26 protein-coding genes, 3 tRNA genes and 1 riboswitch are annotated in these 25,987 nt (G+C 44.1%); of the genes, 23 read left to right on the top strand and 6 right to left on the bottom strand.

Going from position 1 to position 25,987, the window contains the following annotated elements; genetic code table 11:
- From ABMY45_RS21150 to ABMY45_RS21105, 10 genes are all read left to right on the top strand, one after another.
- On the top strand, positions 1–1,212 hold the full coding sequence (locus ABMY45_RS21150) for an aspartate aminotransferase family protein (protein WP_349289478.1): 1,212 nt from the start codon (positions 1–3) through the stop codon (positions 1,210–1,212).
- A gap of 67 nt (positions 1,213–1,279) precedes the next feature.
- The gene (gene astA / locus ABMY45_RS21145) at positions 1,280–2,293 is read left to right on the top strand and encodes an arginine N-succinyltransferase (RefSeq protein ID WP_206472685.1); all 1,014 of its coding nucleotides are present in this window, start codon (positions 1,280–1,282) and stop codon (positions 2,291–2,293) included.
- Positions 2,294–2,308: 15 nt separating this feature from the next.
- Positions 2,309–3,781, top strand: a complete 1,473-nt coding sequence (astD, locus tag ABMY45_RS21140) for a succinylglutamate-semialdehyde dehydrogenase (protein ID WP_069020533.1) — start codon at positions 2,309–2,311, stop codon at positions 3,779–3,781.
- Positions 3,782–3,933: 152 nt separating this feature from the next.
- Entirely contained in the window at positions 3,934–4,269 is a 336-nt protein-coding gene (locus ABMY45_RS21135; RefSeq protein ID WP_029215895.1) for a DUF3802 family protein, read from the top strand.
- 103 nt (positions 4,270–4,372) lie between these two features.
- Entirely contained in the window at positions 4,373–4,786 is a 414-nt protein-coding gene (locus ABMY45_RS21130) for an OsmC family protein (protein WP_010607074.1), read from the top strand.
- An 85-nt stretch (positions 4,787–4,871) separates the two neighbouring features.
- Positions 4,872–5,681: an adenosylmethionine decarboxylase gene (gene speD / locus ABMY45_RS21125; RefSeq protein ID WP_095726638.1), complete on the top strand. Its 810-nt coding sequence runs from the start codon at positions 4,872–4,874 to the stop codon at positions 5,679–5,681.
- A 258-nt stretch (positions 5,682–5,939) separates the two neighbouring features.
- Positions 5,940–8,294 carry a hypothetical protein gene (locus tag ABMY45_RS21120; RefSeq protein WP_349289477.1) on the top strand — a complete coding sequence of 785 codons (2,355 nt, stop codon included), beginning with the start codon at positions 5,940–5,942 and terminating at the stop codon, positions 8,292–8,294.
- A 10-nt stretch (positions 8,295–8,304) separates the two neighbouring features.
- On the top strand, positions 8,305–8,979 hold the full coding sequence (locus ABMY45_RS21115) for an AHH domain-containing protein (RefSeq protein ID WP_349289476.1): 675 nt from the start codon (positions 8,305–8,307) through the stop codon (positions 8,977–8,979).
- Between the two features lie 2 nt (positions 8,980–8,981).
- A complete protein-coding gene (locus ABMY45_RS21110; protein ID WP_349289475.1) occupies positions 8,982–9,620 on the top strand; it encodes a DUF1629 domain-containing protein in 639 nt (212 codons plus the stop codon).
- Between the two features lie 40 nt (positions 9,621–9,660).
- A complete protein-coding gene (locus ABMY45_RS21105) occupies positions 9,661–10,296 on the top strand; it encodes a DUF1629 domain-containing protein (RefSeq protein WP_349289474.1) in 636 nt (211 codons plus the stop codon).
- Positions 10,297–10,351: 55 nt separating this feature from the next.
- Here the strand turns inward: ABMY45_RS21105 and ABMY45_RS21100 are convergent, their stop codons facing one another.
- The 3 genes from ABMY45_RS21100 to ABMY45_RS21090 form a co-directional block, all read right to left on the bottom strand.
- A complete protein-coding gene (locus ABMY45_RS21100; RefSeq protein WP_349289473.1) occupies positions 10,352–11,011 on the bottom strand; it encodes a hypothetical protein in 660 nt (219 codons plus the stop codon).
- A 28-nt stretch (positions 11,012–11,039) separates the two neighbouring features.
- Positions 11,040–11,510: a hypothetical protein gene (locus tag ABMY45_RS21095; protein WP_349289472.1), complete on the bottom strand. Its 471-nt coding sequence runs from the start codon at positions 11,508–11,510 to the stop codon at positions 11,040–11,042.
- 157 nt (positions 11,511–11,667) lie between these two features.
- Positions 11,668–12,018, bottom strand: a complete 351-nt coding sequence (locus ABMY45_RS21090; protein ID WP_349289471.1) for a helix-turn-helix transcriptional regulator — start codon at positions 12,016–12,018, stop codon at positions 11,668–11,670.
- Between the two features lie 346 nt (positions 12,019–12,364).
- Here ABMY45_RS21090 and ABMY45_RS21085 point away from each other — a divergent pair, with 346 nt between their 5' ends.
- Positions 12,365–12,598 carry a hypothetical protein gene (locus ABMY45_RS21085; protein ID WP_010607079.1) on the top strand — a complete coding sequence of 78 codons (234 nt, stop codon included), beginning with the start codon at positions 12,365–12,367 and terminating at the stop codon, positions 12,596–12,598.
- Positions 12,599–12,723: 125 nt separating this feature from the next.
- On the opposite strand, the gene ABMY45_RS21080 is transcribed toward ABMY45_RS21085, so the two are convergent.
- Positions 12,724–14,802 (bottom strand): TonB-dependent receptor, encoded by a 2,079-nt coding sequence (locus ABMY45_RS21080; protein WP_174170548.1) that lies wholly within the window; start codon positions 14,800–14,802, stop codon positions 12,724–12,726.
- Positions 14,803–14,913: 111 nt separating this feature from the next.
- Here ABMY45_RS21080 and ABMY45_RS21075 point away from each other — a divergent pair, with 111 nt between their 5' ends.
- From ABMY45_RS21075 to ABMY45_RS21040, 8 genes are all read left to right on the top strand, one after another.
- Positions 14,914–15,321, top strand: a complete 408-nt coding sequence (locus ABMY45_RS21075; RefSeq protein WP_010607081.1) for an acyl-CoA thioesterase — start codon at positions 14,914–14,916, stop codon at positions 15,319–15,321.
- Positions 15,322–15,425: 104 nt separating this feature from the next.
- Positions 15,426–15,845 (top strand): META domain-containing protein, encoded by a 420-nt coding sequence (locus tag ABMY45_RS21070; protein WP_010368829.1) that lies wholly within the window; start codon positions 15,426–15,428, stop codon positions 15,843–15,845.
- A gap of 68 nt (positions 15,846–15,913) precedes the next feature.
- Positions 15,914–16,044, top strand: a riboswitch (TPP riboswitch).
- 118 nt (positions 16,045–16,162) lie between these two features.
- The gene (gene thiC, locus ABMY45_RS21065) at positions 16,163–18,115 is read left to right on the top strand and encodes a phosphomethylpyrimidine synthase ThiC (protein WP_239979798.1); all 1,953 of its coding nucleotides are present in this window, start codon (positions 16,163–16,165) and stop codon (positions 18,113–18,115) included.
- A 58-nt stretch (positions 18,116–18,173) separates the two neighbouring features.
- Complete coding sequence (locus tag ABMY45_RS21060; RefSeq protein WP_349289470.1) at positions 18,174–19,187, top strand: FAD-dependent oxidoreductase; 1,014 nt, start codon at positions 18,174–18,176, stop codon at positions 19,185–19,187.
- A complete protein-coding gene (thiS, locus tag ABMY45_RS21055; protein WP_010368823.1) occupies positions 19,184–19,381 on the top strand; it encodes a sulfur carrier protein ThiS in 198 nt (65 codons plus the stop codon). The genes ABMY45_RS21060 and thiS overlap by 4 nt, the downstream gene beginning before the upstream one ends.
- A 2-nt stretch (positions 19,382–19,383) precedes the next feature.
- Positions 19,384–20,181: a thiazole synthase gene (locus tag ABMY45_RS21050; RefSeq protein WP_069020549.1), complete on the top strand. Its 798-nt coding sequence runs from the start codon at positions 19,384–19,386 to the stop codon at positions 20,179–20,181.
- Between the two features lie 34 nt (positions 20,182–20,215).
- Entirely contained in the window at positions 20,216–21,739 is a 1,524-nt protein-coding gene (gene thiE, locus ABMY45_RS21045) for a thiamine phosphate synthase (RefSeq protein WP_349289469.1), read from the top strand.
- On the top strand, positions 21,732–22,481 hold the full coding sequence (locus ABMY45_RS21040; RefSeq protein WP_349289468.1) for a HesA/MoeB/ThiF family protein: 750 nt from the start codon (positions 21,732–21,734) through the stop codon (positions 22,479–22,481). Before thiE ends, ABMY45_RS21040 begins: the two co-directional genes overlap by 8 nt.
- Before the next feature lie 23 nt (positions 22,482–22,504).
- On the opposite strand, the gene asd is transcribed toward ABMY45_RS21040, so the two are convergent.
- Together asd and rsgA are read right to left on the bottom strand one after the other, a co-directional pair.
- On the bottom strand, positions 22,505–23,371 hold the full coding sequence (asd, locus tag ABMY45_RS21035; protein ID WP_045965938.1) for an archaetidylserine decarboxylase: 867 nt from the start codon (positions 23,369–23,371) through the stop codon (positions 22,505–22,507).
- 97 nt (positions 23,372–23,468) lie between these two features.
- The gene (gene rsgA, locus ABMY45_RS21030) at positions 23,469–24,521 is read right to left on the bottom strand and encodes a small ribosomal subunit biogenesis GTPase RsgA (protein WP_010607089.1); all 1,053 of its coding nucleotides are present in this window, start codon (positions 24,519–24,521) and stop codon (positions 23,469–23,471) included.
- A 161-nt stretch (positions 24,522–24,682) separates the two neighbouring features.
- On the opposite strand from rsgA, the gene orn reads away from it, so the two are divergent.
- The 4 genes from orn to ABMY45_RS21010 all read left to right on the top strand — a co-directional run bounded on the left by orn (position 24,683) and on the right by ABMY45_RS21010 (position 25,941).
- Entirely contained in the window at positions 24,683–25,228 is a 546-nt protein-coding gene (orn, locus tag ABMY45_RS21025) for an oligoribonuclease (protein ID WP_010607090.1), read from the top strand.
- 242 nt (positions 25,229–25,470) lie between these two features.
- Positions 25,471–25,546, top strand: a tRNA-Gly gene (locus tag ABMY45_RS21020).
- 128 nt (positions 25,547–25,674) lie between these two features.
- Positions 25,675–25,750 (top strand) — tRNA-Gly (locus tag ABMY45_RS21015).
- A 115-nt stretch (positions 25,751–25,865) separates the two neighbouring features.
- A tRNA-Gly gene (locus ABMY45_RS21010) sits at positions 25,866–25,941 on the top strand.
- The last annotated feature ends 46 nt before the right edge of the window (positions 25,942–25,987 follow it).

Raw genomic sequence — 25,987 nt, 5'->3', positions numbered from 1 at the left:
ATGACTATCAATCGTGAATTGTTTGACGACGTAATGGTACCTAACTACGCACCTTCAGCGGTAATTCCAGTGAAAGGTGAAGGTTCTCGAGTATGGGATCAGGAAGGTCGTGAGTACATCGACTTTGCTGGTGGTATCGCAGTTAACTGTCTAGGTCATTGTCACCCAGCTTTGGTGGGCGCGCTTAAAGAGCAAGGCGAGAAAATTTGGCATCTATCTAACGTGATGACCAATGAGCCTGCACTACGTTTAGCGAAAAAGCTAACCGATGCCACGTTCGCAGAAAAAGTCTACTTTGCAAACTCAGGTGCAGAAGCGAACGAAGCGGCGCTTAAACTAGCACGCCGTTGGGCACTAGATAAGTTTGGTGCTGAAAAGTCGCAAATCATCTCTTTCAACAAAGGTTTCCACGGCCGTACTTTCTTCACTGTAACTGTAGGTGGTCAAGCTGCATACTCTGATGGCTTTGGTCCAAAGCCGGGCGACATTGTTCACACAGACTATAACGATTTAGCGGCATTTGAAGCGCTTATCTCAGACAACACTTGTGCCGTGATGATGGAGCCGCTACAAGGCGAAGGTGGTATCATTTCACCAACTGCTGAGTTTGTAAAAGGTGTTCGCGAGCTGTGTGACAAGCACAATGCGCTACTTATTTTTGATGAAGTGCAAACTGGTGTTGGCCGTACTGGTGACCTGTATGCATACCAAGGTTTAAACGTAACCCCTGATATTTTAACAACGGCTAAAGCACTTGGCGGTGGTTTCCCTATCGGCGCGATGATCACAATAACTGAGATTGCTGCGCACCTAAAAGTGGGTACTCACGGTTCTACATACGGCGGTAACCCGCTGGCGTGTGCGGTTGCAGAAGCGGCATTTGACACAGTAAACACAACAACTGTACTTGATGGCGTAAAAGCAAAAGAGCAGCTGTTCCGTGAACTACTAAACGACATCAACGAAAAGTACAACGTATTTACCGAAGTACGTGGTAAAGGTCTATTGCTTGGTGGTGTAGTCACTGAAAAGTACGAAGGCAAAGCAAAAGAATTCTTGGTTGAAGGTATCAAGCAAGGCGTGATGTCACTGGTTGCTGGTGCAAACGTAGTACGTTTCACTCCATCTCTAGTTATTCCAGAAGCTGACATCCGCGAAGGGATGGCACGTTTTGAAAAAGCCGTTGCTACGGTAGTTGCTAACAACGCTTAATACTGGTTGCAAGGTCACCTTTTGGTGGCCTTGTTGTTATCCACATTTTTGAGGAGTAAGCGGGCTCATGATGATCCTTCGCCCAATCCAAGAAAGCGATTATCCAGCGCTTTTAAACATTGCTCACGAATCAGGCCACGGTTTTACCTCTTTGCCTGTTAACGAAGAGCTATTACAGAAGAAGATTGCACGCTCTGTTGCTTCATTTGGCAAGCAAGCAGACAAGCCTTTTGATGAAGGCTATTTATTTGTATTAGAAGATACTGAAACAGGCGAGGTGGTTGGTACCAGCGGTATCGAAGCTGCGGTTGGTTTAGATGATGCGTTTTATCATTATCACCTAAGCAAAGTGATCCACTCTTCACGCACACTCGATGTTTATAAAGCAGTGGATATTTTAACGCTATGTAATGACTACACTGGCGCGACGGAATTATGCACCCTGTTTTTGAAAGATGGCTATCGCAAAGGCGCAAACGGCAAACTGCTATCTCGCTCTCGCTTTATGTTTATCAACCAACATCGTGCTCGTTTTGCTGAAACCGTTATCGCGGAAATGCGTGGTGTTTCTAACGAGCAAGGCGAAAGCCCGTTCTGGCAATGGCTTGAAGAGCATTTCTTCTCGATGGATTTCCCGACAGCGGATTATCTAACGGGTATCGGCCAAAAGGTCTTTATTGCTGAATTAATGCCAAAGTACCCAATCTACGTGAACCTGCTTAGTAAAGAAGCACAAGCGGTGATTGGTGAAGTTCATGACAATACGCGTCCTGCAATTGAGCTACTAAAAAGCGAAGGTTTCACATTTAATGGTTATGTTGATATCTTCGACGCGGGTCCAACGGTAGAAGCAAAAGTGGGGAACATCCGCACGGTTCGCAATAGTGAAACTCGTACTGTGAAAATAGGCGAAAGCAACGGTGGATTCCCTGTTATGGTCGCAAATGGTAAACTTGTTGATTATCGCGCGACAGTAATTGAGTTAGCCCTGACTGATGGCAATGAAGTAACGCTTGCTCCACATGTTGCCGCGGGGCTAAAAGTTGAAGAAGGCGATCAAGTAAGCCTAGTAAAGATTTAAGATTGGGAACAGATTATGACAACACATGCAGCACAACTAATAAATGGTGAGTGGATTGCAGGACAAGGCGCAAGCTTTAGCTCTGTAAACCCAGCAAACAACGACGTTATTTGGAGCGCAAACGCAGCTACTGCTGAGCAAGTTGACGGCGCGGTAAAAGCGGCTCGTGAAGCTTTCTATTCATGGAGCGACATGAGCTTTGAAGCGCGTCTAGAAATTGTTAAGCGTTTCGCTGAAGTATTAAAAGAAAATAGCGAAGAGCTGGCTATTGCAATTGCTAAAGAAACGGGTAAGCCACTTTGGGAAACTCGTACAGAAGCGGGTGCTATGGTAGGTAAAATCGCGATTTCTGAGAAAGCCTATCAAGAGCGTACAGGTGTTGTTGAAAATCCAATGCCAGTTGGCCGTGCCGTGATCCGTCACAAGGCACATGGTGTAGTTGCTGTATTTGGCCCATATAACTTCCCTGGTCACTTACCTAATGGTCACATCGTACCTGCGCTACTTGCTGGTAACACGGTTATCTTTAAGCCATCTGAACTAACGCCATATGTTGCTGAGCTAACGCTTAAATACTGGCAACAAGCGGGTCTTCCTGCTGGTGTTATTAATCTAGTTCAGGGTGAAGTTGAAACAGGTAAAGCACTTGCGTCACACGCGGGTATTGACGGCTTATTCTTTACTGGCTCTTCTCGTACGGGTCACTTGCTACATGAGCAATATGCAGGTCAACCGGGTAAGATCCTAGCGCTTGAAATGGGCGGTAATAACCCGCTTATCGTAAAAGACGTAGCGGATACCAAAGCGGCAGTACACGACATTATTCAATCTGCGTTTATTTCAAGCGGTCAGCGTTGTACTTGTGCTCGTAAACTATTCCTTCCTGCGGGTGAACAAGGTGACACAATCCTTGAGCAACTGATCAAAGCAACTAAAGCGATTAAAGTGGGTAACTTTGACGATGCTGATCAACCGTTCATGGGTTCAATGATCTCAAATGCAGCAGCCGCTGGCATGGTAAAAGCACAGCAACAGCTTGTTGAGCTCGGTGGTCAGTCGCTTATCGAGCTGACGCACACAGAAGGCACAGGCTTTGTGACGCCAGGTATCATCGAATGTACTAACATTGCAGACTTCCCTGATGAAGAGCACTTTGGTCCGCTGTTAAAAATATTCCGCTACACAGACTTTGACGCTGCTATTGAAAAAGCGAACGAGACAAGCTTTGGCTTATCAGCAGGTCTGCTTGGCGACAACGAAGCTGATTACGACCGTTTCTTACGTCGTATTCGCGCAGGTATCGTAAACTGGAACCGCCCAATCACTGGCGCTTCAAGTGCAGCTCCGTTTGGTGGTATCGGTGCATCAGGTAACCACCGTGCAAGTGCATACTACGCGGCAGATTACTGTGCATACCCAGTGGCTTCTGTGGAACTAGAAAAGGTAACTTTACCTTCTAGCTTGAGCCCAGGTTTATCTTTGGATTAAAATGCCAATATTGAGGTTTTCTCAATAAAAATTGATTAGAAAAGCAGCTTCGGCTGCTTTTTTGTGTCTAGTTGACTACAAAAGTAGCAATCGAAAAAACTTTCTGCTTAAATCAATAGGAGATGTCTTTGATAGGTTCGGGTGAGCAAAGTATGGTTTTAGATAAACAAGGGTACGATGATTTAGTCATGTATTTGACGCAAAACTTAGCCTTGTTTGAGAAGTCTGGGACGGTTGAACCAGGGGCTCCAACAGTCATGGAATTAATCGAAGATGTGATCGCTGAAAACGTTATCCGTATATGCGAGCAGCACACTGAGTTATCTACAGAGCAGCGCAGCATGATCGTGCGTGAGGTAGATGGCATTGTGTACGACTTACAAGAAGTGCTATCAAGTGTTGTTGATAGACGTGTCACCGTAGAACAAAAAGAGTTTATCGAAGAATTCGCTGGTTTGGTCAAAAACCTGTTTGATTCTGCTGTATAGCTTGGCACAATCACTATCGACAGTGTAGAAAACACACTTAGAGGCAATTCTAGGTTTAAGATACACCGCCATTTGGCGGTGTTATGCTTTATAGAGGATAACTATGTTAGCTAGCGTAAAATGGGTTGAAGGAGATACCTTTATCGGTCGCTCTGCGTCGGGACATAATGTGGTATTTGATGCCGGTTCTGATAGTGCTGCGCCAAGTCCAATGGAGATGGTATTAATGTCAGCGGGATGTTGTTCGTCAGTCGATGTAGTCAGCATTCTACAAAAGGCGCGTCAGGATGTGACCGACGTGGAAGTAAAATTAACCGCAGAGCGCGCAGAAAGCGCACCTCGGGTTTTTACCAAGATCAATTTACACTTTGTGGTGAAAGGGCGTAATGTCTCTGAAAAACACCTAGAAAGAGCCGTAAGTTTATCTGCTGAAAAGTATTGTTCAGTGGCATTAATGCTTGAAAAAGCAGTAGAAATTACGCATAGCCATGAAGTGGTTGAAATTGACGAAAAATAACGCTTTTTCATAGCGCTATTTTCGTATAAAATCCGCGAACTTTTGTTTCTGCAGCGCAGATTTTTTGTATTAAGGTGGGTCTATCGTGAACAAGCCCTTTGATAAAATTAAACTCCATGGCTTTAACAACTTAACTAAGAGTTTAAGCTTTAGCATTTACGATATTTGCTACGCCAAGACCGAGCAGCAACGTAAAGAATATCTAGAATATATCGATGAGCAGTATAGTGCTGATCGTTTGACGGATATTCTAAAAGACGTAACGGATATTATCGGTGCAAACGTACTGAATATCGCGCGTCAAGATTATGAACCACAAGGGGCGAGTGTGACGATCTTAGTATCAGAAGAGCCTGTTGAACAGCAGACTTTTGATAGTAATGAAGCACCAGGACCATTGCCTGATTCTGTGGTAGCACATTTGGATAAGAGTCACATCTGTGTTCATACTTATCCTGAAGCGCACCCACATGATGGCATCTGTACTTTTAGAGCAGATATCGAAGTTTCAACGTGTGGCATTATTTCGCCACTTAAAGCGCTTAACTTCTTAATTCACTCTTTAGAGTCAGATGTGGTGACGATCGACTATCGTGTTCGTGGATTTACTCGTGACGTTAATGGTGTAAAACACTATATCGACCACGCAATTCACTCGATCCAGAATTACATGACGGAAGATACTAAAGACGCATACCACATGGTAGACGTAAACGTGTATCAAGAGAACCTATTCCACACTAAGATGATGCTTAAGGAAACAGACCTAAATGCATATCTATTTGGAATTAGTACTGATGATTTAGACGCAGACGAAGAGGAAGAAATTCGTCTTAAGCTGAATCGTGAAATTCAGGAAGTGTTCTACGGTCGCAATTTACCAGAAACTGAATAATCAGCGGTAAATTGAGGAATTAAAAAAGGCGCGCAAGCGCCTTTTTTAATGTCTGAGATTTGTAAGATATTCAGCCTACATTTAATTTAAATGTGGACAATATTTGCTCGCTATCAATAGCGGCTAAAGCATCTAATCGGTGGGCTTATTCGGTAGGCAATAGTGCAGGCTGAAACCAGCTGAAAGAAGACATTAATTATCCGAGGCTCAGATTAGGTACTAACCTCTCATTTCATAACGCTATTAAAGGACTAAAAAATGGCATTTGATGATCTCATCTCGCGCTTAGGTGATAATCAGGAAAGCACCAGTAATAGCACTGAGCATGAAGCGTCAAGTGAAGTACAACTTCTTGCTGCAACAGCGATGTCCTCCATTCAAAGACGAAAGCTTCCTATTGAAATCATGCATGTGCTTCATGGTCGTATTTGGAGCATCATTCCGTTTAGACAAGCACCGCTTTTTAGATATCACTCTCAGGCTCAATTTTGGATACTTGCAAGCAAGCGCTGGCAGCGAGTAAATTATTCTAGCTTTAGTCACCACAGTGGTGAGCGATATGCCTTTGTGCCATATCAATCACTTGATGTAAAAGATAAACTGACAAGCTATGGGGGAGGAAATCGCAGTGCGCAAGATTTTAATAGCTTGGTGCAAGCAGATATGCCTCGAGGGCTTAGTCAAGCTGAAATTAATCGCGCCTTACTTGGTGGCAGTAAAGCAATAAAATCTGAAGTGGTACTCGAGCCAACAGTTTTTATTTCTAATCCAAATAACAATTCCAAAGTGGAACTAAAACGCTCCCAACAAGTTTATATGCGTTTTAGCGATCACATGTTTCGTGCTGGAGATACCGTAGAGTCCGTCGCTAACCAATATGCGGGTAGGCCCGATCCTAAGCTGATTTATGGTTACAACGACCAGGTCAATCGCAACAATTCTCCAAAGGCTGGTGATCGTTTACGGGTACCGAGTGGTTGGGATACTAAAGTGGGTGGCTCGGTAAGTAATGCCCGCGCAGTAAGGTTGCAGTGGCAAGGTCCAAGCAAGGGAAGCGCAGTGCTTGATGTACCAAAACTACCACCAGATCAATTACACTTTTGGGACACTCGACTTAAACTCGATCCCGGCGTTTATGTTCTTACCGCGAGCGCAGGTTCAGCCAATCATAGTATTGACGTTGAAGTACTCGGTGTTAAGTCAAGTGCCGCATGGATAAAAGTGAGGGCGTATTACGATGATGAATGGCAGACCGCGCTTCCCCTTGAACAAGTCAATATTCATTTAGGTAATACACTTATCCACGGAAAACTTAAACTCAATTCAAGTGGTGATAAAAGCACAGATGCAAATGCACTTGAACGAGCAGAGTCAACGGCAAATGAGGCTGGAGTTGTGGTAAAAAGCGACTTACCACAAGAGGGGCAAGTCACTGTAGAAGTTGCTCGTAACGAAGCGCTAGAAGCGGAAATCAATAACCTCAAATCATCATTACACATGCAGCTTGATGGTGCATATCGAGATACCGTATCGAATATGAGTGGGTTTCAATCTGATTGGGACGAATATGGTTTTGCTGCAATTGCAATTAATGGCGCGCAAGGTGCGTATCAAGGTGGAAGTAAGTGGCTTGAAGACCAAGCAGATTTGTTCGAAGCACAAACATGGATTGACTTAGGAAAAACCATTAAGTCCGTCGCAGGTAGCGCATATGATACCACCGCAGATTATGCTAGCGAGCGCTTTGAGCAATTGCGACAAAGTGCCAATGAAATGTCTAATTGGATTGAAGAGGATGCCAGTGAAGACTTGCTCAGCTGGAACTGGTATCAAGCCAATACACAGCGAGCATTAGATGCAGCCGAACAGGCTTATCGCGATGTACATCATGATACTACTCAGTACCTTAACGACGCTGCAGACGTAATTAAAAATACAAGCCATTATGCAAATGCGTTGTACACGCACCGCCATGCAATTACCAACTTACTTGATGATATCGCGAAAGGAGAGGTCGCCAAGGTACAACAATTTGTTGATACCACTTTAGTTGATATTGACCCTGAATTAGCAGCTAGCATAAAAAACACACCTGACTTCTATTTAGTGTTGGCGCTCATAGACGATCATGATAGTGCACTAACTTATGTTGCTTACGCGTCACTCTTTATGGAAGCTGTGCCTCCTAACTTTTATGCATATATTGGCGGAAAAGGCGGCGCTTATGTCGCGATAGAGGTTTGTTTGTTACTAGCAACGTCATTACTTACATTAGGAGCGGGTACAGCCGCAAGAGTAACAGCACTTGCTGCCAAGTTATCAGCCAACGGTGCCAGAGCCGCAAGTACATCAGTAAAAGTTAAAAAGGCACAAGCGGCAATTAGCGCTTTTATCCGCACGCTTGAAGACTTTAACGACAGCACTACAACCTTAAAAAAACTCGGGAAAAAGCTTACAACCGCGCGTTCAAGTGGGTTGCTACTTAAAGGCAAAACCAACTCGACGCTAACTGCGAAAAAGCAAACAACAAAACGACAGACACGATGCCGCTTATGTGGCAAAACAGATCACACAACACCACGCAGTCTACGCGGCATCGTTCATTATGAATAAGGAGTGATTCATGAGTGAAGAAATTGAAGAAGGCATTGTAGTTAAAGATACAAAGTTTCGCGCTCGGCTTATTAAAAATATAAAACAAGATATTACTCACCCCTTTAACAATGGTATTCATATGGCTGCACACCATTTGATTTCAAATAAAGGGGTAAATCTAAGTAAACTAGGTAAAGTATTAATCCATAAAGGATACAATATCAACTTACTAGGAAATTTAGTTTTTTTGCCCAGTACACTACAGGGAGCATGTCAGTTAAGGGTACAACTTCATAGGTATAACCACACATTTTCCTTACCAAACCAAAAGTCCTATCACTATCAAGTGGCTTCTTCGTTAAGAAACTTGAAATCTAAAATAGGACTTTGTTCTAGATCCAGTAGAAATACAAGTAATGAAATCCAAAACCTTCTTGATTCAAAGAGTGAGGAGATATTGGAGCGTATTGCTTATTTTAGAGTTCCACTCACACCAATTTTTAGGAACTTTAAGCCATCAAGCAAAGTAGGTTGTTCAAATAAAAATGAAATTAAAGAATGTAGCGAAGCTTTGGAGCGGTGTAATCGCAAGCGAAACCATACTGGGGAAATTAATTTTTTAAACCCTAACGCAAAATCAAACAAAGTCGAAAAAGAGATTACCTATAAAAAATCATATTACAAGTTGAAAGTGGGAGGTTAGCTGTGGGCGTAAACTATGATGATGATTACTATATAATTGTACTCAATTTTTCTGAAGAAACACTGTATCTGACACCATTGCAAAAGTCAGCGGATAGAAATTTTGAGTTTGAACGCTTAGTTTGGGGTCAAGAGCCTCTATTTTTCGAAAATGGATACAAGGACGAAGACTTAAAATCAGGTGTCAAAAGAGCAATACCTAGCGTTATGCTCGATACGACGATCCCAATCATAAGTAGAAATATATGGGAGAAGCTTAAGTTTTTTGATTTTAAAGGAATGCAATTTTATCCCGCTGTTTATATCGATGATGATGGTCACTATCACGAGCAATATTGGTGCATGAACTTCTGGGAAAGGTTGGATTGCCTAGATAGGAAGAGATCAAAATTTTCAAAGACAACATTAAAGAAGCTCAAATTGAACCCGGACGCAGATGACTTAACGACCTACAAGTACAGCCTTGATAGTGATGTATTAGATAAAATTCCAGAAGAAGAGCGGCTGATTTTTAAAATGGAGCCCGATGATATGGGTTATGTCTTTGTCCATCAAAAAATTGCAGATATCTTTTTTGAGGAGAAGGCGACAGGCGTTAACTTAGTCAAAGTATCTGACTTTGAAGAAGGGATGCAGTTTTAGTTAGTCATTAGACTACGTTAAATAAATAATTGGCAGTGCAATGGCAAGAGATTTTAACGACCAATATTACATCATTTTAAAAAAGTATAGCGAAGTAACATTGCATCTTACTGCTTTGCAAAAGTCGGCGGATAGAGATTATGAGTTTGAACAGTTAGTTTGGGGGAAAGAGCCGCTTTTCTTTGAAAATAGCTACAAACAAGAAGATATCAAAAGAAATATCAAAAGGCCTATCCCTGCCGTTATGCTAAACATGGTGACTCCTATAATTAGTAGCCAAATTAGAGAGCGGCTAAAATTTTTTAATTTTGTCGGGATGCAGCTATATCCAGCTGTGTACATTGACGATGGTGGTAACTATCACGAAGACTATTGGTGCATGAACTTTTGGCAAGAGCTGGATTGTTGGGATAGAGAAAAGTCTAAAACAGAGAAAGCGACGAAAGAAGAATTAGCAGATCCATACTTTATGTCGAGAATTGACGTTTATAAATACCACTTAGATAGTGAAGTCTTGGATAAAATCCCAGAAGAAGAACGTTTGATATTTAAACAAGCTGGTGGTCTGAAGTATGTCTTTGTCCATCAAAAAATTGCAGATATCTTTTTTGAGGAGAAGGCGACAGGCGTTAACTTAGTCAAAGTATCCGACTTTGAAGAAGGGATGCTGTTTTAGTTTTATATCTGTGTAAAACAAAAAATAAAACCCGCGGGAGCGGGCTTTATTTGTCCTATTTGGGTTCGCTTTCTAATTCCTCATCTGGCGTATCAGGGCGCTGCCGTTCGACAAAGATAGTAGCCAGTATGGTGGTGACTACGCAGGAAAGTAAAATCGACTTTAAAACTTCGTAGTTATGGTAAAAGAATCCCCAACTCCAAAACTGTTTAGAAGCTTCTTCTGAAACACCAAAAAAGAGATCCATATAGCGAATCAAGTTTTCACCAAAAGCGGCTAAATCGACCAATACAAACCCAAAGAAAATGCCATATAGGATAGGGTCTGCATGAGTCATATAGATTGATCGCCAATTTTCAGGAGCTGTTTTGTGAATATACTTTAATGACCAGTAAACCCTACGCTTTAGCATAACGATCATAAAAATATCTACGATGAGGTGGATTCCAAAAATGTACGCATTTGTTAAGTGTGCCTCTAAACCTTGTGCGCGCATAGAAAGTATCCAACCATTAATATAATACTCAACAGCCGTCACTAATAGTAAAATTATAGAGAGGTGTTTTATATTTTCCTGTCCTTTAGCGAACAAACTAAGAGTAAAGATACTAGCCAATACTACAAGATTGACGTAGTTGTTAACTTCAATATGAATATACGTAAGCAATATGCTACTCAAAATACAAAGCAGCAGAAAGAACCACGATAATTTCATCACTATTCCTTAAAATATACATTTGGAGCTAATTCGAACCGCCCGAATCCGGTTTCTCCAATCTGGGGTCATCACCTTTGGTTCCACTGCTTCCACCTACCACTCGGGTAGTTGAGCTTTTCTCCAGTTGAAACTTGTAATCTGATGACTGTGCTATTGGTTCGCATTTTACCTTTGGCTCTGCGACTTTATTGCCACCACTTCCACCAACCACCTGATTAACTGAGTCAGCACTAAGTGATGATTTTTTATTTGGTGTTATGAAATCATTTTGTACTTTAGGGTCATTGAGTTTTGCACCACCACTTCCACCAACCACCTGATTAACTGAATCAGCACTAAGTGATGATTGTTTACTTGGCGCTGCTGAGTCACTTTCGACTTTTGGGTCTTTTACTTTTGGCCCAAGCGATCCACCAGATACCCTGTTAGCTTGTTTTTGGGAAAGTGCTGTTAAAGTTACGAGTCGGTTAGCTATATTTTTTATAAAAAAGCGCATAATGACGTCCTTTCTAAGTTAAGTTTTGCGGTGTTTAGTTTCCACTCCACTTTACTCCTTAACAATAAAGTTGAAAACATTGTGTTGCAAATGAACGTTATTCGTAACTTTATTGTTTGCCATTGTGGTGAGGGGCAATGAAAGTGCGCGTCTTTCATTAGCCGTTATCCTCGTTGCTTGATTTTCTATTTCGTGGTGTTGGAGACTTGCGCCATAACTTGGCGTCGTCAATTTTGTCTCTTAAGGCAAGGATTTGTTCTCTAAGTGGATTAAGGTTGATGCCGCAGGCGTCGCACCATACTTCAAAATATTCGTAGGGAAATTTGCTTACGCCTTTTTCGTAGTTTTCGTAAGTGCCACGCTCCACGCCGACCAAGTTAGCCATTTCTTGCGTGGTTTTGCCGGCGACTTTGCGCATGCGGCGCAGGTCGTCTCCTGTAAAGCGCTTATCATATTTCCCCACCAACTCAATCCTTTTTGCCTGTCGCACTCGCGTCACAAACAGCATCAATCCCCATGTAGCCGGATGTATGCTATTTGTTTGTCTCTATTGTTCGCTTAACCAAGTTGCATTTTTGTATCTAAACCGTAAACGCGAGTCTATCGTAGAAATTTTCTTTTTCAAGTGTATTCAGTCGAAAAATGAACATTTTGTTGCATTTAATGAATCTTCGCTCGATTTTTTAGGCGAAGCCTGAGATGAGTAACTCTTGAGTCAACGGAGGTGTTGCTATGATGGTGCTGGCGTTTTTAATTAATTTACAAATAAATTCAAAAAAATTTTCTTCGCGCAGATTTTTGCCCGAAGCTTTTGTTACTTTAGTGTGAAATAAAGTGACATGTTGGAGAGCAATATGGATTATCTACGCCAATATCATGACTTAACGATTTATTACGATGCCCTCAAGAAGGCGGCAAGGCAGGGTGACGAGGTGCCAGACACCACAACCAAATGGTTAGCACTGGTGGAAACAACCTTGTTTGAACTGCAAGAGCTTGCCCATATGGAAAAGGCTTACATGCAGAAGTCAAAAACGATGAATAATCTGGTTGAGTTGGTGTATTCCAGTGCCCCAAGCATGGAGTAACTAAAAGGGTAATTGCTTTTTGAGTTTTTGCGGTGAGGGGGAGCGTTTTACTCTAATTTTACGTTCCCCCTTTTTTCTTTTTGTACGTGTTTATCGCCTTATGTGTAGGCGATAAACGGGTCGTACTACAGTTCGTAAGTAAAACTTAGGCCATAAACGCGCGGCTCGCCGTACTGTACATAGGTATTGTCTTGCCAGCCGTCTAGTGGATTATTACCAAACCTAAAGCCACGCACTACAATGTCTTCGTCTGCTAGGTTTCTACCCCAAGCCGTTAATGACCAGTTGTCGCCATAGTAACTAAGGCTTGCGTTGATTAGGTTATGATTGCGTGCTTGCTCGTTGTGACTGTCCGAGAGGTAATAGTTGTCTTTGCCTTCCACACCCAATTCAACCACTAGGTTATCCATTAACTCGTAATTGACGGCAAACGAGTATTGATAATTTGGCGCTTGTGCTTGGTCACGACCATCAAGGTTTAGGCCACTGGCAGCCACAAAGTCTTCAATCTCGGTCTCTAAATAGCCTGCGCTATAGCTAAAACCAAGGCGGTCCGTGTATTGTAGGTTGCCTTCAACTTCTAGGCCGTAGTTACTGCCTTTACTGGCGTTGTCGATGTAGCCTGCAAATTGTTGGTTAGAAACTTGCCATTGCTTTAACTGGATATCATCGCGTTGCATATAAAACGCGGTAACACGCACAAGGTGACGTTTGTCTTCAGATTCACCTTTTACGCCAAACTCAGCGTTCCAAACATACTCAGGGTCAAAGTAATGGTGTTCGGCCGGAATGTTTAAACCTTCATCTTTGGCTTTTGCCAGTGCTTCGCCGTTTACACCGCCGACTTTGTAACCGCGAGTAAGGCTGGTGTAGATCATCGTGCGCGGTACAACTTGATATTCAAGTGCAACTTTTCCGCCCCACATTACATCATCGGTTTCAATGGTAAAGCCGTTACTATCTAAATAGTCAGCGTCATATTGCTCCGCGCGAAGGCCACCGATAAGACGGGTTTTGTCAGATAGGTGATGTACGTATTGACCAAAAATCGCTCTACTTTCTACGGTGTATGCTGACGTAAATGGGTTCTCAAGCCAAGTGTAATGACGGGTCAAATCAACATCGTTACGCTTTGCAAAAACACCTACCACCCAGTCATTTTGCTTATCTTTGATTAAAAACTCTATATTGCCGTTTTCATGGTTACGCTCGTAGGCATCGGTTGAGCTGTATCCTTCTGGGTGCAAGCCTGCTGCACATAGCGCTGGTTGAGCTGCGTCGTTACATACCCAATCTTCGTCGTAGCTATATAAAGTATCAGCATCTAGCCCAGATACTTTAAATTCGACATTGAATAAGTCTGAGCGAGTGTAAATTCCGCGTAGTGAAAACGCATCGGAGCTGAGGTTGTCTTGGCCTGGGGTATCAGCAACGCTGTTACGTGAATTATCTAGGGTGAAACCGTCGTACCCGTTTTCAGTATCAATATGGTGATAAGCGAACTCTAGTGCGAGGTTGTCGCTCACTTGAGAGTTAAGCTTCACTCTTGCTACTTGCTCGTCTTGTTGCTGAGTGGGTTTGTTTAGGTAGAGGTTATCTACGTAACCGTCAGACTCTCGCTGATAAAGGCTGACGCGCACTGCGGTGTCGTCGCTTAATCCAGTGCCAGCAGCAAGGCCTGCTTCATAGCTACCGTAATTGCCTGCACCTAATTTCACTTTTAATGATGGCGCTGTGGTGGCGGCTTGGGTATTTACTTCAACGATTCCAGCTAAAGCATCTGAACCGAATTTAGTGCCTTGAGGGCCGCGATACACTATCACTGACTCAGTATCAAAAAGCAGCGCACTTGCGCCTAATCCTGAATAATTAATACCGTCAATTAATAAGCCAACGCTGGGATAAATAGGATCAACAAACTGTGAACGTAAGCCGATACCACGGATTTGCATAAAGCGACCACGAGATGCACCTGCCGTAAAGTTAACGTTAGCGGTGGCACCTAGTATCTCATCTAAATATTGCGCACCACGTTTAGCGATAGTGAGTTCGTCCACCACCGAAGCGCTTGCACTTAATGTCTGGATAGTTTCATTCTGAAAATCGCCGGTGACGACAATGGTTTCTAGGTTATCGTCGGCAAGTACCTGATGAGAGAAAAATGGCAGCAGTGCCAAGGTGATCGTAGAGAGTTTTAACTTCATGCTTAATCTTTGTCCCATTTTTAATTGGGCACAGTTTAACAAAAGCCAGACCAGTTGACAGTGAAATTGTGTTATATGTTAGCCCGAAAATGTTAAACAAATAGGCCTGATATGAGTTTTAAAGTCGATTTTAAAGTCCGAGATTACGAGTGTGACTTACAGGGAATAGTTAATAACAGCGTGTATTTTAATTATTTAGAGCATGCAAGGCATGAGTTTTTACTGGCGAATAACGTTGATTTTGCAGCGCTTGCTGAGCAAAAAGTGAACTTAGTCGTTATTCGGAGTGAAATGAATTACAAAGACTCGTTACGCCCAGGTGATGAGTTTTATGTTGAAGTCGCACTTGAGCGTGAAAGCAGAGTAAAGTTCGCATTTAAGCAAAAAGTAATAAGAGCGCATGATGATAAGCTAATGCTTGATGCGGTGGTAACAGGGACTTCGGTGAATGAGCGCGGTAGACCGTTTTTACCAGACGCTATTACGCACTTATTTGAAGAGCAGCAATTTGTGAAATAGTTGGTGTTAAAATATTCAGGTAAGACAATTTTACAGAATTTTACTGCAATTTTTGTGTCTTGAAACGTTATAATAAACTCAGGGCATAAAATAGATGGTTTACCATGAAATTCATCAGCATAATCGGCGCAATAATGGCGCTAAGTGGATGTATATCGACAGGGAAGGTAGACACGGAAGCGCTTAAGTATTCCGCTTGGCAGTTACAGAGTATAAATGGCCAAAATATTACGCAGTTACAATCAGACGCTGGACTTGGTGAAAAGCCTATTGATATTCGTTTTATCGATGCACTGCAGGTCAACGGTTTTGCGGGTTGTAATCGCTTTTTTGGCGAAGGCGAAATTGTCGAAGGGCAGCTAAAAGTTAAAAACTTAGGCATGACGCGTAAATACTGTGGTGAAGAAATCGCTCAGGTTGAATCGCAGCTTATTAACCAATTACAAATTGGTGTATTGCTTGAAGTAAATGCTAATAAGTTGACCTTGAAAGGAAAACCTCAGTTTAGTTTTATTAAACAATAAGCTGAAAATAAGAATTCCAGTGTCAGTGCTTGCGAGCTTTCGTGTTAGCAAGTAGACTGGCGCTAATTCGTTACTTGTCGGAGTGCCTTGAGTTTTTGCAGCAAATTTGTGTGCAGATATTCGGGCTGAGATCGCATTTTGCGGGATCCGTGGACCTGATCAGGTTAATGCCTGCGTAGGGAACAAGACAGCAAACGCGTTGCGTTTGTCTGTAGCAATAGTGGTTTATTGCTATCCACCTTACCCGAGGACTATCCTCGTCTCTCTCCTTTTGGAGATCTGACAAGACACCTTTGTATGAAAATAAGAGGGACGTCATGTCAAACAATAGTAGCAAGCTAAGTCGTCGTGAAGCGCGAGCAGCCGCGGCAGAATTTATCCATAACCTTAAAGGCCAACCTTTTCCAAACTCACATAAAGTTTATGTGGAGGGCGAACAAGCAGGCGTACGCGTTGGTATGCGTGAAATCACGCTAAGTGATTCGTTTGTTGGTGGCACCGAAGAAAATCCGGTATTTGAATCAAACGATCCCATTCGTGTTTATGATACTTCAGGTCCATACACAGATCCTGAAGTGCCGGTTGACGTTCGTGCTGGTCTTCCTAAATTTAGAGAGCAGTGGATAGTTGAGCGCGATGATACCGAAATGCTAGAGTCGGTGACGTCACAGTTTTCTCAGCAGCGTATGGCGGATGAAGGGCTTGACCATATTCGCTTTGAACATTTACCTAAAATTCGCCGTGCTAAGGCGGGTAAAAATGTCACGCAAATGCACTACGCCCGTCAAGGCATAGTGACGCCTGAAATGGAATATGTAGCGATCCGTGAAAATATGGGACGCGCTAAGTTGCGTGAAGAATTGCTCGCGCAGCAACACAAAGGCCAATCGTTTGGAGCCAGTATTCCTGAGTTTATTACGCCTGAATTTGTGCGTGATGAAATTGCCCGTGGTCGTGCTGTACTGCCCAATAATATCAATCACCCCGAGACCGAGCCGATGATCATCGGACGTAACTTCCTAGTAAAAGTTAACGCCAATATCGGTAACTCATCAGTGACTTCTTCTATCGAAGAAGAAGTAGAAAAAATGGTATGGTCGACCCGTTGGGGTGCAGATACCGTAATGGATCTGTCGACAGGGCGCTACATTCATGAAACCCGCGAGTGGGTGGTACGTAACTCTCCAGTGCCTATCGGTACGGTTCCAATCTATCAGGCACTAGAAAAAGTAAATGGTGTTGCTGAAGATCTAACGTGGGAGATCTTCCGCGATACCTTGATTGAGCAAGCTGAGCAAGGCGTGGATTACTTTACTATCCACGCGGGGGTACTACTGCGTTACGTGCCGATGACGGCAAAACGCGTGACGGGTATTGTGTCTCGCGGTGGTTCAATTATGGCGAAGTGGTGTTTAGCGCATCACAAAGAAAACTTCCTCTACACGCACTTTGAAGACATCTGTGAAATCTTAAAGCAATACGATGTTTGTTTCTCGTTAGGTGATGGCTTGCGTCCGGGTTCTATTGCCGATGCCAATGATGAAGCACAATTTAGTGAACTGCGTACCCTTGGTGAGTTGACTAAGCTTGCGTGGAAACACGATGTTCAGGTCTTTATTGAAGGCCCAGGACACGTGCCGATGCATATGATCAAAGAGAATATGGAAGAGCAGCTAAAGCACTGCGATGAAGCACCGTTTTACACGCTTGGCCCACTCACTACCGATATCGCTCCGGGTTATGATCACTTCACTTCAGGGATCGGTGCGGCGCAAATTGCGTGGTATGGCTGTGCGATGCTGTGCTATGTGACACCAAAAGAACACTTAGGCTTACCGAATAAAGAAGATGTAAAAGAAGGTTTGATCACCTACAAAATAGCGGCGCATGCAGCGGATCTGGCGAAGGGCCATCCGGGTGCTCAAGTTCGTGACAATGCCTTGTCTAAAGCACGCTTTGAGTTCCGCTGGCACGATCAGTTTAATCTCGGTCTAGATCCAGAGCGTGCTCGTGAATATCACGATGAGACCTTGCCGCAAGAATCGGGCAAAGTTGCTCACTTCTGCTCTATGTGTGGTCCTAAATTCTGCTCGATGAAGATCACTCAGGATGTGCGTGACTATGCAAAAGCGTTAGAAGCGCGAGGCATTGATCCTAATAATGTAGGCGAAGAGATCAGCATTAAAATGGTGGATGTTGAAGCCGAGATGAAAGCAAAATCAGAAGAGTTTAAGCAATCGGGCTCTGAGCTTTACCACAAAGCCTTATAACTCATCCCATCATAGCCACCTTGATCCCCGTCGGGTGGCTAATTTTAGGAGTGTAGCTATGTCTACTCAAGCACGTGTTGCTATTTTGGGTTTTGGCTTAACTGGGCGCATCGCTGCATTGATGCTTGCTGAGCGCTATCAAATCAGCGTGTTTGAACAAGCAAAGCAAGGTACGGAGAGCTCAGCAGGTAGTGTGGCGGCGGCCATGTTAGCGCCCTTGGCTGAGTCTGTGATATGCGATGAAGCGTTGGCGCTGCAAGGTCTGGAGTCCATGAAACTTTGGCCACAACTACTGGCGAAACTGGAAAGCCCGGTATTTTTCCAGCAGCAAGGCTCTCTTATTGTGGCACATGGTCAAGACCGTGGTGATTTAGTGAGTTTTCAGCAGCGCTTAAAACCGTTAAAAGACCATAGCGCGGAAGTGGTAAATGGTACTCAGATCGCACAATTGGAACCAGAACTTAGTGGTGTGTTCCATCAAGGCTTGTATTTACCTTGCGAAGGCCAGCTTGATAATCAGGCGTTTTATCAAAGTAGTGCGGCAACATTGACGAAGCAAGGGGTAGAGATTAACTACGGTGTTCATTGTGACGAAGCGCAAAAGGCGCAGCTTAGTCAAGCGTATGACTGGGTGATTGATTGTCGCGGTCTTGGTGCGAAAGCAACGTGTAACGGGCTTCGTGGTGTGCGTGGCGAAGTGGCGAGAATTTATGCCCCAGAAGTGACCTTGACTCGACCTGTGCGCTTGATGCACCCAAGATACCCCATTTACATTGCGCCAAAACCAGATCATCAGTTTGTTATTGGTGCGACGGAAATTGAGTCGCAAGATAATGGTGAGATAACGGTACGTTCTACACTCGAATTACTCTCTGCTGCTTATTCGGTTCATCGTGGGTTTGCCGAAGCGCGAGTATTGTCTTTATTAGCAGGGCTTAGACCTGCGTTTAAAGATAATCACCCCAAAATTGAACAACAAGGTAATGTGATCAGTATCAATGGTCTATACAGACACGGTTATTTGCTGGCACCGCTTATCGTGAAACAAGCACTATCTAAGGAGTTATTATGAAAGTCGAATTTAATGGCGAAACGATTAATATCAACCGCGAGCAAAATATTCAGGAATTTATTGAAGCCAGAGGTGCCAAACCGCCTTTTGCCGTCGCGCTTAATGGTACTTTTGTTTCCCGTACGGAGCTGCCAAGCGTGACATTGAGCGATGGTGATAAGATTGAGCTTTTATCGCCAATTCAAGGGGGATAAACATGCAGTCTTTGACTGATACTAAGCTCACTATTTATGGTGAACAATTTACTAGCCGCATGTTAATTGGCTCGGCACTTTATCCTTCTCCAGAGGTAATGCAGGCAGCCATCGCCACCTCGGGTGCTGAGATTGTTACTGTATCGCTGAGACGCCAGCAAACTAAGCAGGCGGGTGATGACTTTTGGTCGCTTATCAAAGAGATGGGACTACGAGTCTTACCAAACACGGCAGGCTGTCACAGCGTAAAAGAAGCGGTGACCTTGGCGCAGATGTGCCGGGAAGTGTTTGCCACGGATTGGATTAAACTTGAACTTATTGGTGATGAATATAACTTACAGCCAGACCCAATTGCATTGCTCGAAGCCACCGAAATTTTGCTAAAAGACGGTTTTAAGGTATTGCCCTATTGTACTGATGATTTGGTGCTATGTCAGCGTTTAGATGCGCTAGGATGTGAGGTTTTAATGCCATGGGGCGCGCCAATTGGTACGGGAAAAGGGCTGTTAAATCCATATAACCTGCAAACCATCCGCACGCGTTTACCTCATCAAACCTTGATTGTGGACGCGGGACTCGGCTTGCCGTCTCATGCTTGCCAAGCTCTAGAGCTGGGTTATGATGCCGTACTATTAAATTCGGCAGTGGCAGGGGCGGGTTGTCCCATCACCATGGCAAAAGCGTTTGAAGCCAGCACGGTTGCAGGGCGTCTGTCTTATTTGGCAAAAGCAATGCCACAAAAAGAGGTGGCATCACCTTCTACGCCAACCTTAGGCATGCCTTTTTGGCACGCAAACTAACTTGAATTGCGGATAACTATATAAGGAGTTCTCTTTGTCACATATCGTTTGGAGTGTTGCGGGTTCTGATTCTGGCGGTGGCGCTGGTATTCAAGCGGATATCAAAGCAACGCAGAGCTTTAATGTTCATTGTTGTACCGTAGTAACTGCGTTGACGGCGCAAAATAGTTTAGGGGTGGAGGCGTTAAACCCGGTTTCGACCACGGTTATCGAATCTCAGCTGACGGCGCTTTCGCAAGATATGCCTGCAACGGTGATAAAGATTGGCATGCTCGCCAATGTTCAGCAGATCCAACTGATTGCTGAACACCTTGAGCATTATAAAGCAACATGGGCAAAACCGCCGCTAGTGGTTTATGACCCAGTAGCTATCGCGACGAGCGGGGATTCATTAACCGAAGAAGACACGGTGGATGCGTTAAAAACCCATTTATTACCGCTGGTGGATATCATTACACCCAATACACACGAAACTCAGCTGCTGACAGGTGTGTATTTGATAGGCCCTGATGCTGTAAAAGAGGCTGCTGCCAAATTGCGTGAATTTGGTGCAAAGTCGGTGATCATTAAAGGCGGTCATTGGGATTACCCAAAAGGCTACTGCATTGATTATGGCTTAGCGGGAGATACCGAGTATTGGCTTGGCAATGAGAAAATTCAAACACCGCATAGCCATGGTACAGGGTGCAGTTTATCGTCAGTGATCGCGGCATGTATGGCCAAGGAGTACCCATTTAAAGATGCTTTTATTCTCGCTAAAGCATACATCAATGCAGGGCTAAAAGCGGCGATACGTTATGGTGAAGGCGTGGGCCCTGTTGCGCATACGAGTTTCCCAGTTGATCTCAATGATTACCCGCAAGTGATAGAAGCGGGCTCTTGGCTTGCTGATGAACTAGAGTTTGCATTACCTGAGGAGTTTAATTTTGCCGCTGGCTTTGCCAGCATTGACGACCCTATTGGGCTTTATGCCGTGGTGCACAGCGCTGATTGGGTGGAAAAGTGCCTTGCTTTAGGTGTCGATACGGTGCAGCTGAGAATTAAAGATCCAGAGCAAGCTAATCTCGAAGCTGAAATACAAACCGCCATTGCACTTGGACAAAAATACGATGCGAAGGTGTTTATTAACGACTACTGGCAGTTAGCGATTAAACACGGCGCTTATGGAATTCATTTGGGCCAAGAGGATATCGATAAAGCTAATCTTGTTGCCATCCAAGAGGCAGGGCTGCGCTTAGGTATTTCGACCCATGGTTTTTATGAAATGCTCCGGGCACATAACTATCGCCCAAGTTATTTGGCTTTTGGTGCTATCTACCCAACCACGACTAAAGACATGACCGGCCAAATCCAAGGGTTGGAAAAGCTGATGCACTTTGTACCTTTGATGCAAAGTAGCTATCCAACAGTCGCCATTGGAGGCATTGATCTTAGTCGCGTGCCAGAAGTGGCTGCAACTGGCGTATCTAGTATTGCGGTTGTAAGAGCTATCACTGAGGCTCAAGACCCAGAGCAAGCTGTACTTGAATTAAAGCAAGCTATGGCGCGGCATGACTGAACTCAATGACAAAGAGCGGCTAAGGTATAGTCGCCATTTGCTGTTAAAAGAGGTCGGTGAGCAAGGCCAACTCGCATTGAAACAGGCGCATGTGGCTGTGATTGGCTGCGGTGGGCTGGGAAGCCCTGCGTTGTTTTACTTAGCGGCGAGTGGCATTGGTAAGCTTACTTTTGTTGATGATGACGACGTGGAATTGTCTAACTTACAAAGGCAAATTCTGTATAAGGTGAACCACCTTGGTCAGCAAAAAGCCAAAGCAGCAGGAAAGGTGCTGGCAAGTCTCAATAATGAGATCACACTAGTACCAATAAATGCGAGGTTGACCGATAAGAACGTCGCCGAGTTACTCCGTGATGCCGATATTGTCTTGGATTGCAGCGATAACTTTACTACCCGTTATTTACTCAATAGGTATTGTCATCAAGCGAGCAAGGTGTTGATCGCTGGCGCCGCGATTGCCACGCAAGGCCAACTCATGTGCTTTGATTTTAGGGCTGAGTCACCTTGTTATGCTTGCGTTTTCCCTGAGGGTTCGCAAACACCAGTGGAGAGTTGTGACAACTTTGGCGTCATTAGTCCATTACTGGGTGTGATCGGCGCGCAGCAAGCTTTATTGACCATAAACGTGCTACTTGGACATCACCAAGGAAGCGTATTTTGTACGCTAGATGGTATGAGTTTGCAGCAAAAGCAGTATGGGCTCAGTAAAAACCCCGAGTGTGAATGTTGTGGCTTGAGATAGTTTCAAGCCACTAATACAGTAGTCTACTCTGCTATTTTTGCGAAAGGCGTACCCATGCGTGTGACGGTCTCTGGGTTTTGACCATCTAAGAACTCAGCCTTATTTGCCCCCCACGCTAAGATCACGGTAGAACCAAGCTTAAAGCGACCCATCTCTTCGCCTTTTTTCAGCGTTATCGCGTTGTCACCTTCTGCTGGATATGTCCAAGTAAAGACATCTCTTCCGGCCGGTGGTGTCACTGTACCGGCCCAAATCGTCTCAATGCTAGCAACGATAGTTGCACCAACCAATACCATAGAAAGCGGGCCAATTTCAGTGTCAAAAATAGCAACAACTCGCTCGTTACGAGCAAATAAATTAGGCACATTTTGCGCAGTAAGTGGATTTACTGAGAATAAGTCGCCCGGTACATAAATCATTTTACGAAGTGTGCCATCAACCGGCATGTGGATACGGTGATAATCCTTCGGTGCTAGATAAATCGTTGCAAACTTACCACCAACATAAGGCGCAACGTCTTCTTCTTTACCGCCTAGCAGCGTCTGTAAGCTGTAGTTGTGACCCTTAGCTTGGATAATTTGACCATCGACGACATCACCAAGTTGGCTGATTGCACCATCAACTGGGTGGGCAAGGATATCGCTATCTTCTGCCAAAGGACGGATCCCTGGCTTCAGTGGACGGGTAAAAAACTCGTTAAAGGTTTTGTAGTGAGCTGGATCTTCGTGCAATGCCTCGCTCATGTCGATTTTATATTGTTTGATAAACAGCTTAATTAGCTTTGTGGTTAAGGCGCCAGCTTCTGCTGCGGCAAGCTTACCAACCAAACGAGAAACCGCATGTTTAGGTAATGCATATTGCATGGCAATTTTTAGTTTATCCAAATTCACTTTTAACAGTTCCTAATTATTAGTCTTGTCACTTTCGGTTTTTGTATTGCGAAGTGACTATAGGGCTCAAGTCATTGAGCCAATTTAGCAAATATTATCAGACTCTCGGCGCGCGCGCACCTGCGCGGCCATCAGCCATAGATTCTAAAATACGATGGTAACTTTCAAAACGTAATTCGCTGATTTTACCTTCATCTACGGCTTCACGAAGTAAGCATCCCGGATCGTTCAGGTGTTTACAGTCTCTAAAGCGGCAGCCGCCAATAAACTCCCTAAATTCTTTAAAGCACCAAGTGACGCGTTCCACGTCTAAGTGCCATAGGCCGAACTCACGGATCCCTGGGCTGTCGATCAGGTTTCCACCGGACGGCAAGTGGTGTAAGCGCGATACTGTGGTTGTATGTTGCCCTAAGCCGCTATTTTCGGAGACTTCTTTGGTGAGAATATCTGCATTGGGCAGTACCGTATTGACCAACGTTGATTTGCCAACCCCTGATTGACCAACAAAAATATTATTTTTGTCCTCAAGCATGTGTTTTAACTCGTCAATGCCTTCGCCTGATTTTGTACTGACTAATAGTACGCGATAGCCAAGCTCACGATATATATCTAAGACTTCATCAATATATTCGAGGCTTTCTTGGTCAAGCAAATCAATTTTATTGAGTAATAAAATCGGCTCTATCCCCATATCCTCACAAGCGACTAAGTAGCGATCGATGATTTGAGGGGTGAATTCGGGCACAACGGCCGACACCATCAATATTTGGTCAATATTCGCAGCGACAACTTTCACACCGTCATAAAAATCCGGACGAGTGAGTTGTGTGCGCCTTTCATGTACAGCCTCAATTACGCCGGCTAAGTCACCATCACTGACCTTGGCACGACGAAAAATGACTTCATCACCGCAAACTAAGCTTGTTACGGTACGACGGATATTGCAACGCAAAACCTCTTGGTCTGTGGTTTCTATATCCGCATGTTGGCCGAAGCGGCTGATCACCACTGCGGCTTCTGTTGGCCCCAAGTTGTCGTTTTGCCATGAAACATCAGATACTTCTGTCTCCTTCGCTTTATCGATTCGCTTCTGATGATTGGCTCTAATCCGACGGGATTGGCCCTTACTGAGTTTCTTTTTCTTTGCCATGTTTATAATCTGTTTAAGCTTTGGCGTGCAGAGCGTTCAAATTTAGGCTATAAATCAATAAAACGCCGCGCATGGTAAAAAAAGCTTTAGGTCGAGTGTTTAAACTAATATGATATATCTAATTGCATTGGATCTAAAGGAAAGTACCGCTAAGGTAAAGTATGACTTTTCATGAATCAAACTTGATCTGGCTCGATCTAGAGATGACGGGGCTAGAACCGAAAACAGATAAAATCTTAGAAATCGCGACGGTGATCACAGATGGTGATCTCAATGTTTTAGCTGAAGGTCCAGTAGTGGCAATTCATCAAAGTGATGAGCTGTTGGACAATATGGATGAGTGGTGCACCAATCAACATGGTCGCTCAGGTCTGACTGCTCGCTGTAAAGCGAGTAAGTTCACGGAAGCAGATGCAGTTAAGCAAACACTAGATTTCCTTAAAGAGTGGGTGCCGCCAGGTGCTTCACCAATGTGTGGTAATTCTATTGGTCAAGACCGTAGATTCCTCAACAAATACATGCCAGAGCTAGAAGCTTATTTCCACTATCGCAATTTGGACGTCAGTACGATAAAAGAACTTGCGAGACGCTGGAAGCCTGAGCTATTGGGTGAGATAAAGAAAAAAAGCTCTCACTTAGCACTGGATGATATCAAAGACTCCATCATGGAGCTGAAAGTTTACCAAGAAAAATTCTTCAAAGTTTAAAAAACACTTGCAAAGCAAATTTTATCTTGTAGAATCCTGCCCCGCTTGAGATGACAAGCCTTGCGGGGTTTCTTGAGCATTATTAAAGCAGTATAAGCTCAGCTGTTATAGGTAAAACGCGACCTAGCGTAGTTACCGAACAATACAGAGCTAAATATTGTGATGCGGCACTAGCTCAGCTGCTACAGGTAAAGACGCGACCTTGCGTAATTACCGACAATATAATGAGCTAACTATGGAATGCGGCACTAGCTCAGCTGGTAGAGCGCGACCTTGCCAAGGTCGAGGTCACGAGTTCGAACCTCGTGTGCCGCTCCAAACTTCTCAGTTTATATTCAACTGAAAAAATAAAGAATATGATGTGATGCGGCACTAGCTCAGCTGCTAAAACGTTAGACGCGACCTCAAGGTTGCGCCCAGCGGAAAACTAAGAGCTATATCGGAATGCGGCACTAGCTCAGCTGGTAGAGCGCGACCTTGCCAAGGTCGAGGTCACGAGTTCGAACCTCGTGTGCCGCTCCAAACACTTGCTTTAGGTGTATAAACTAAAGATGAAATGCGGCCTAGCTCAGCTGCTAAAACGTTAGACGCGACCTCAAGGTTGCGCCCAGCGGAAAACTAAGAGCTATATTGGAATGCGGCACTAGCTCAGCTGGTAGAGCGCGACCTTGCCAAGGTCGAGGTCACGAGTTCGAACCTCGTGTGCCGCTCCAAACACTTACTTTAGGTGTATAAACTAAAAAATGTGATGCGGCACTA

Source organism: Pseudoalteromonas sp. XMcav11-Q, from assembly GCF_040104525.1.
GTDB lineage: Bacteria > Pseudomonadota > Gammaproteobacteria > Enterobacterales > Alteromonadaceae > Pseudoalteromonas.
The sequence above is the reverse complement of the archived record's forward strand: the minus strand, read 5'-3'. Positions and strand labels throughout refer to the sequence as shown.

Coding starts and splice junctions, on each gene's coding strand:
- orn (WP_010607090.1), top strand. CDS start 24,683: ATGACTTTTCATGAATCAAACTTGATCTGGCTCGATCTAGAGATGACG.
- ABMY45_RS21120 (WP_349289477.1), top strand. CDS start 5,940: ATGGCATTTGATGATCTCATCTCGCGCTTAGGTGATAATCAGGAAAGC.
- ABMY45_RS21080 (WP_174170548.1), bottom strand. CDS start 14,802: ATGAAGTTAAAACTCTCTACGATCACCTTGGCACTGCTGCCATTTTTC.
- rsgA (WP_010607089.1), bottom strand. CDS start 24,521: ATGGCAAAGAAAAAGAAACTCAGTAAGGGCCAATCCCGTCGGATTAGA.
- ABMY45_RS21130 (WP_010607074.1), top strand. CDS start 4,373: ATGTTAGCTAGCGTAAAATGGGTTGAAGGAGATACCTTTATCGGTCGC.
- ABMY45_RS21095 (WP_349289472.1), bottom strand. CDS start 11,510: ATGCGCTTTTTTATAAAAAATATAGCTAACCGACTCGTAACTTTAACA.
- astD (WP_069020533.1), top strand. CDS start 2,309: ATGACAACACATGCAGCACAACTAATAAATGGTGAGTGGATTGCAGGA.
- ABMY45_RS21075 (WP_010607081.1), top strand. CDS start 14,914: ATGAGTTTTAAAGTCGATTTTAAAGTCCGAGATTACGAGTGTGACTTA.
- ABMY45_RS21085 (WP_010607079.1), top strand. CDS start 12,365: ATGGATTATCTACGCCAATATCATGACTTAACGATTTATTACGATGCC.
- ABMY45_RS21070 (WP_010368829.1), top strand. CDS start 15,426: ATGAAATTCATCAGCATAATCGGCGCAATAATGGCGCTAAGTGGATGT.
- ABMY45_RS21090 (WP_349289471.1), bottom strand. CDS start 12,018: ATGCTGTTTGTGACGCGAGTGCGACAGGCAAAAAGGATTGAGTTGGTG.
- ABMY45_RS21040 (WP_349289468.1), top strand. CDS start 21,732: ATGACTGAACTCAATGACAAAGAGCGGCTAAGGTATAGTCGCCATTTG.
- ABMY45_RS21150 (WP_349289478.1), top strand. CDS start 1: ATGACTATCAATCGTGAATTGTTTGACGACGTAATGGTACCTAACTAC.
- ABMY45_RS21105 (WP_349289474.1), top strand. CDS start 9,661: ATGGCAAGAGATTTTAACGACCAATATTACATCATTTTAAAAAAGTAT.
- astA (WP_206472685.1), top strand. CDS start 1,280: ATGATGATCCTTCGCCCAATCCAAGAAAGCGATTATCCAGCGCTTTTA.
- thiS (WP_010368823.1), top strand. CDS start 19,184: ATGAAAGTCGAATTTAATGGCGAAACGATTAATATCAACCGCGAGCAA.
- ABMY45_RS21050 (WP_069020549.1), top strand. CDS start 19,384: ATGCAGTCTTTGACTGATACTAAGCTCACTATTTATGGTGAACAATTT.
- ABMY45_RS21115 (WP_349289476.1), top strand. CDS start 8,305: ATGAGTGAAGAAATTGAAGAAGGCATTGTAGTTAAAGATACAAAGTTT.
- thiC (WP_239979798.1), top strand. CDS start 16,163: ATGTCAAACAATAGTAGCAAGCTAAGTCGTCGTGAAGCGCGAGCAGCC.
- ABMY45_RS21135 (WP_029215895.1), top strand. CDS start 3,934: ATGGTTTTAGATAAACAAGGGTACGATGATTTAGTCATGTATTTGACG.
- ABMY45_RS21060 (WP_349289470.1), top strand. CDS start 18,174: ATGTCTACTCAAGCACGTGTTGCTATTTTGGGTTTTGGCTTAACTGGG.
- ABMY45_RS21100 (WP_349289473.1), bottom strand. CDS start 11,011: ATGAAATTATCGTGGTTCTTTCTGCTGCTTTGTATTTTGAGTAGCATA.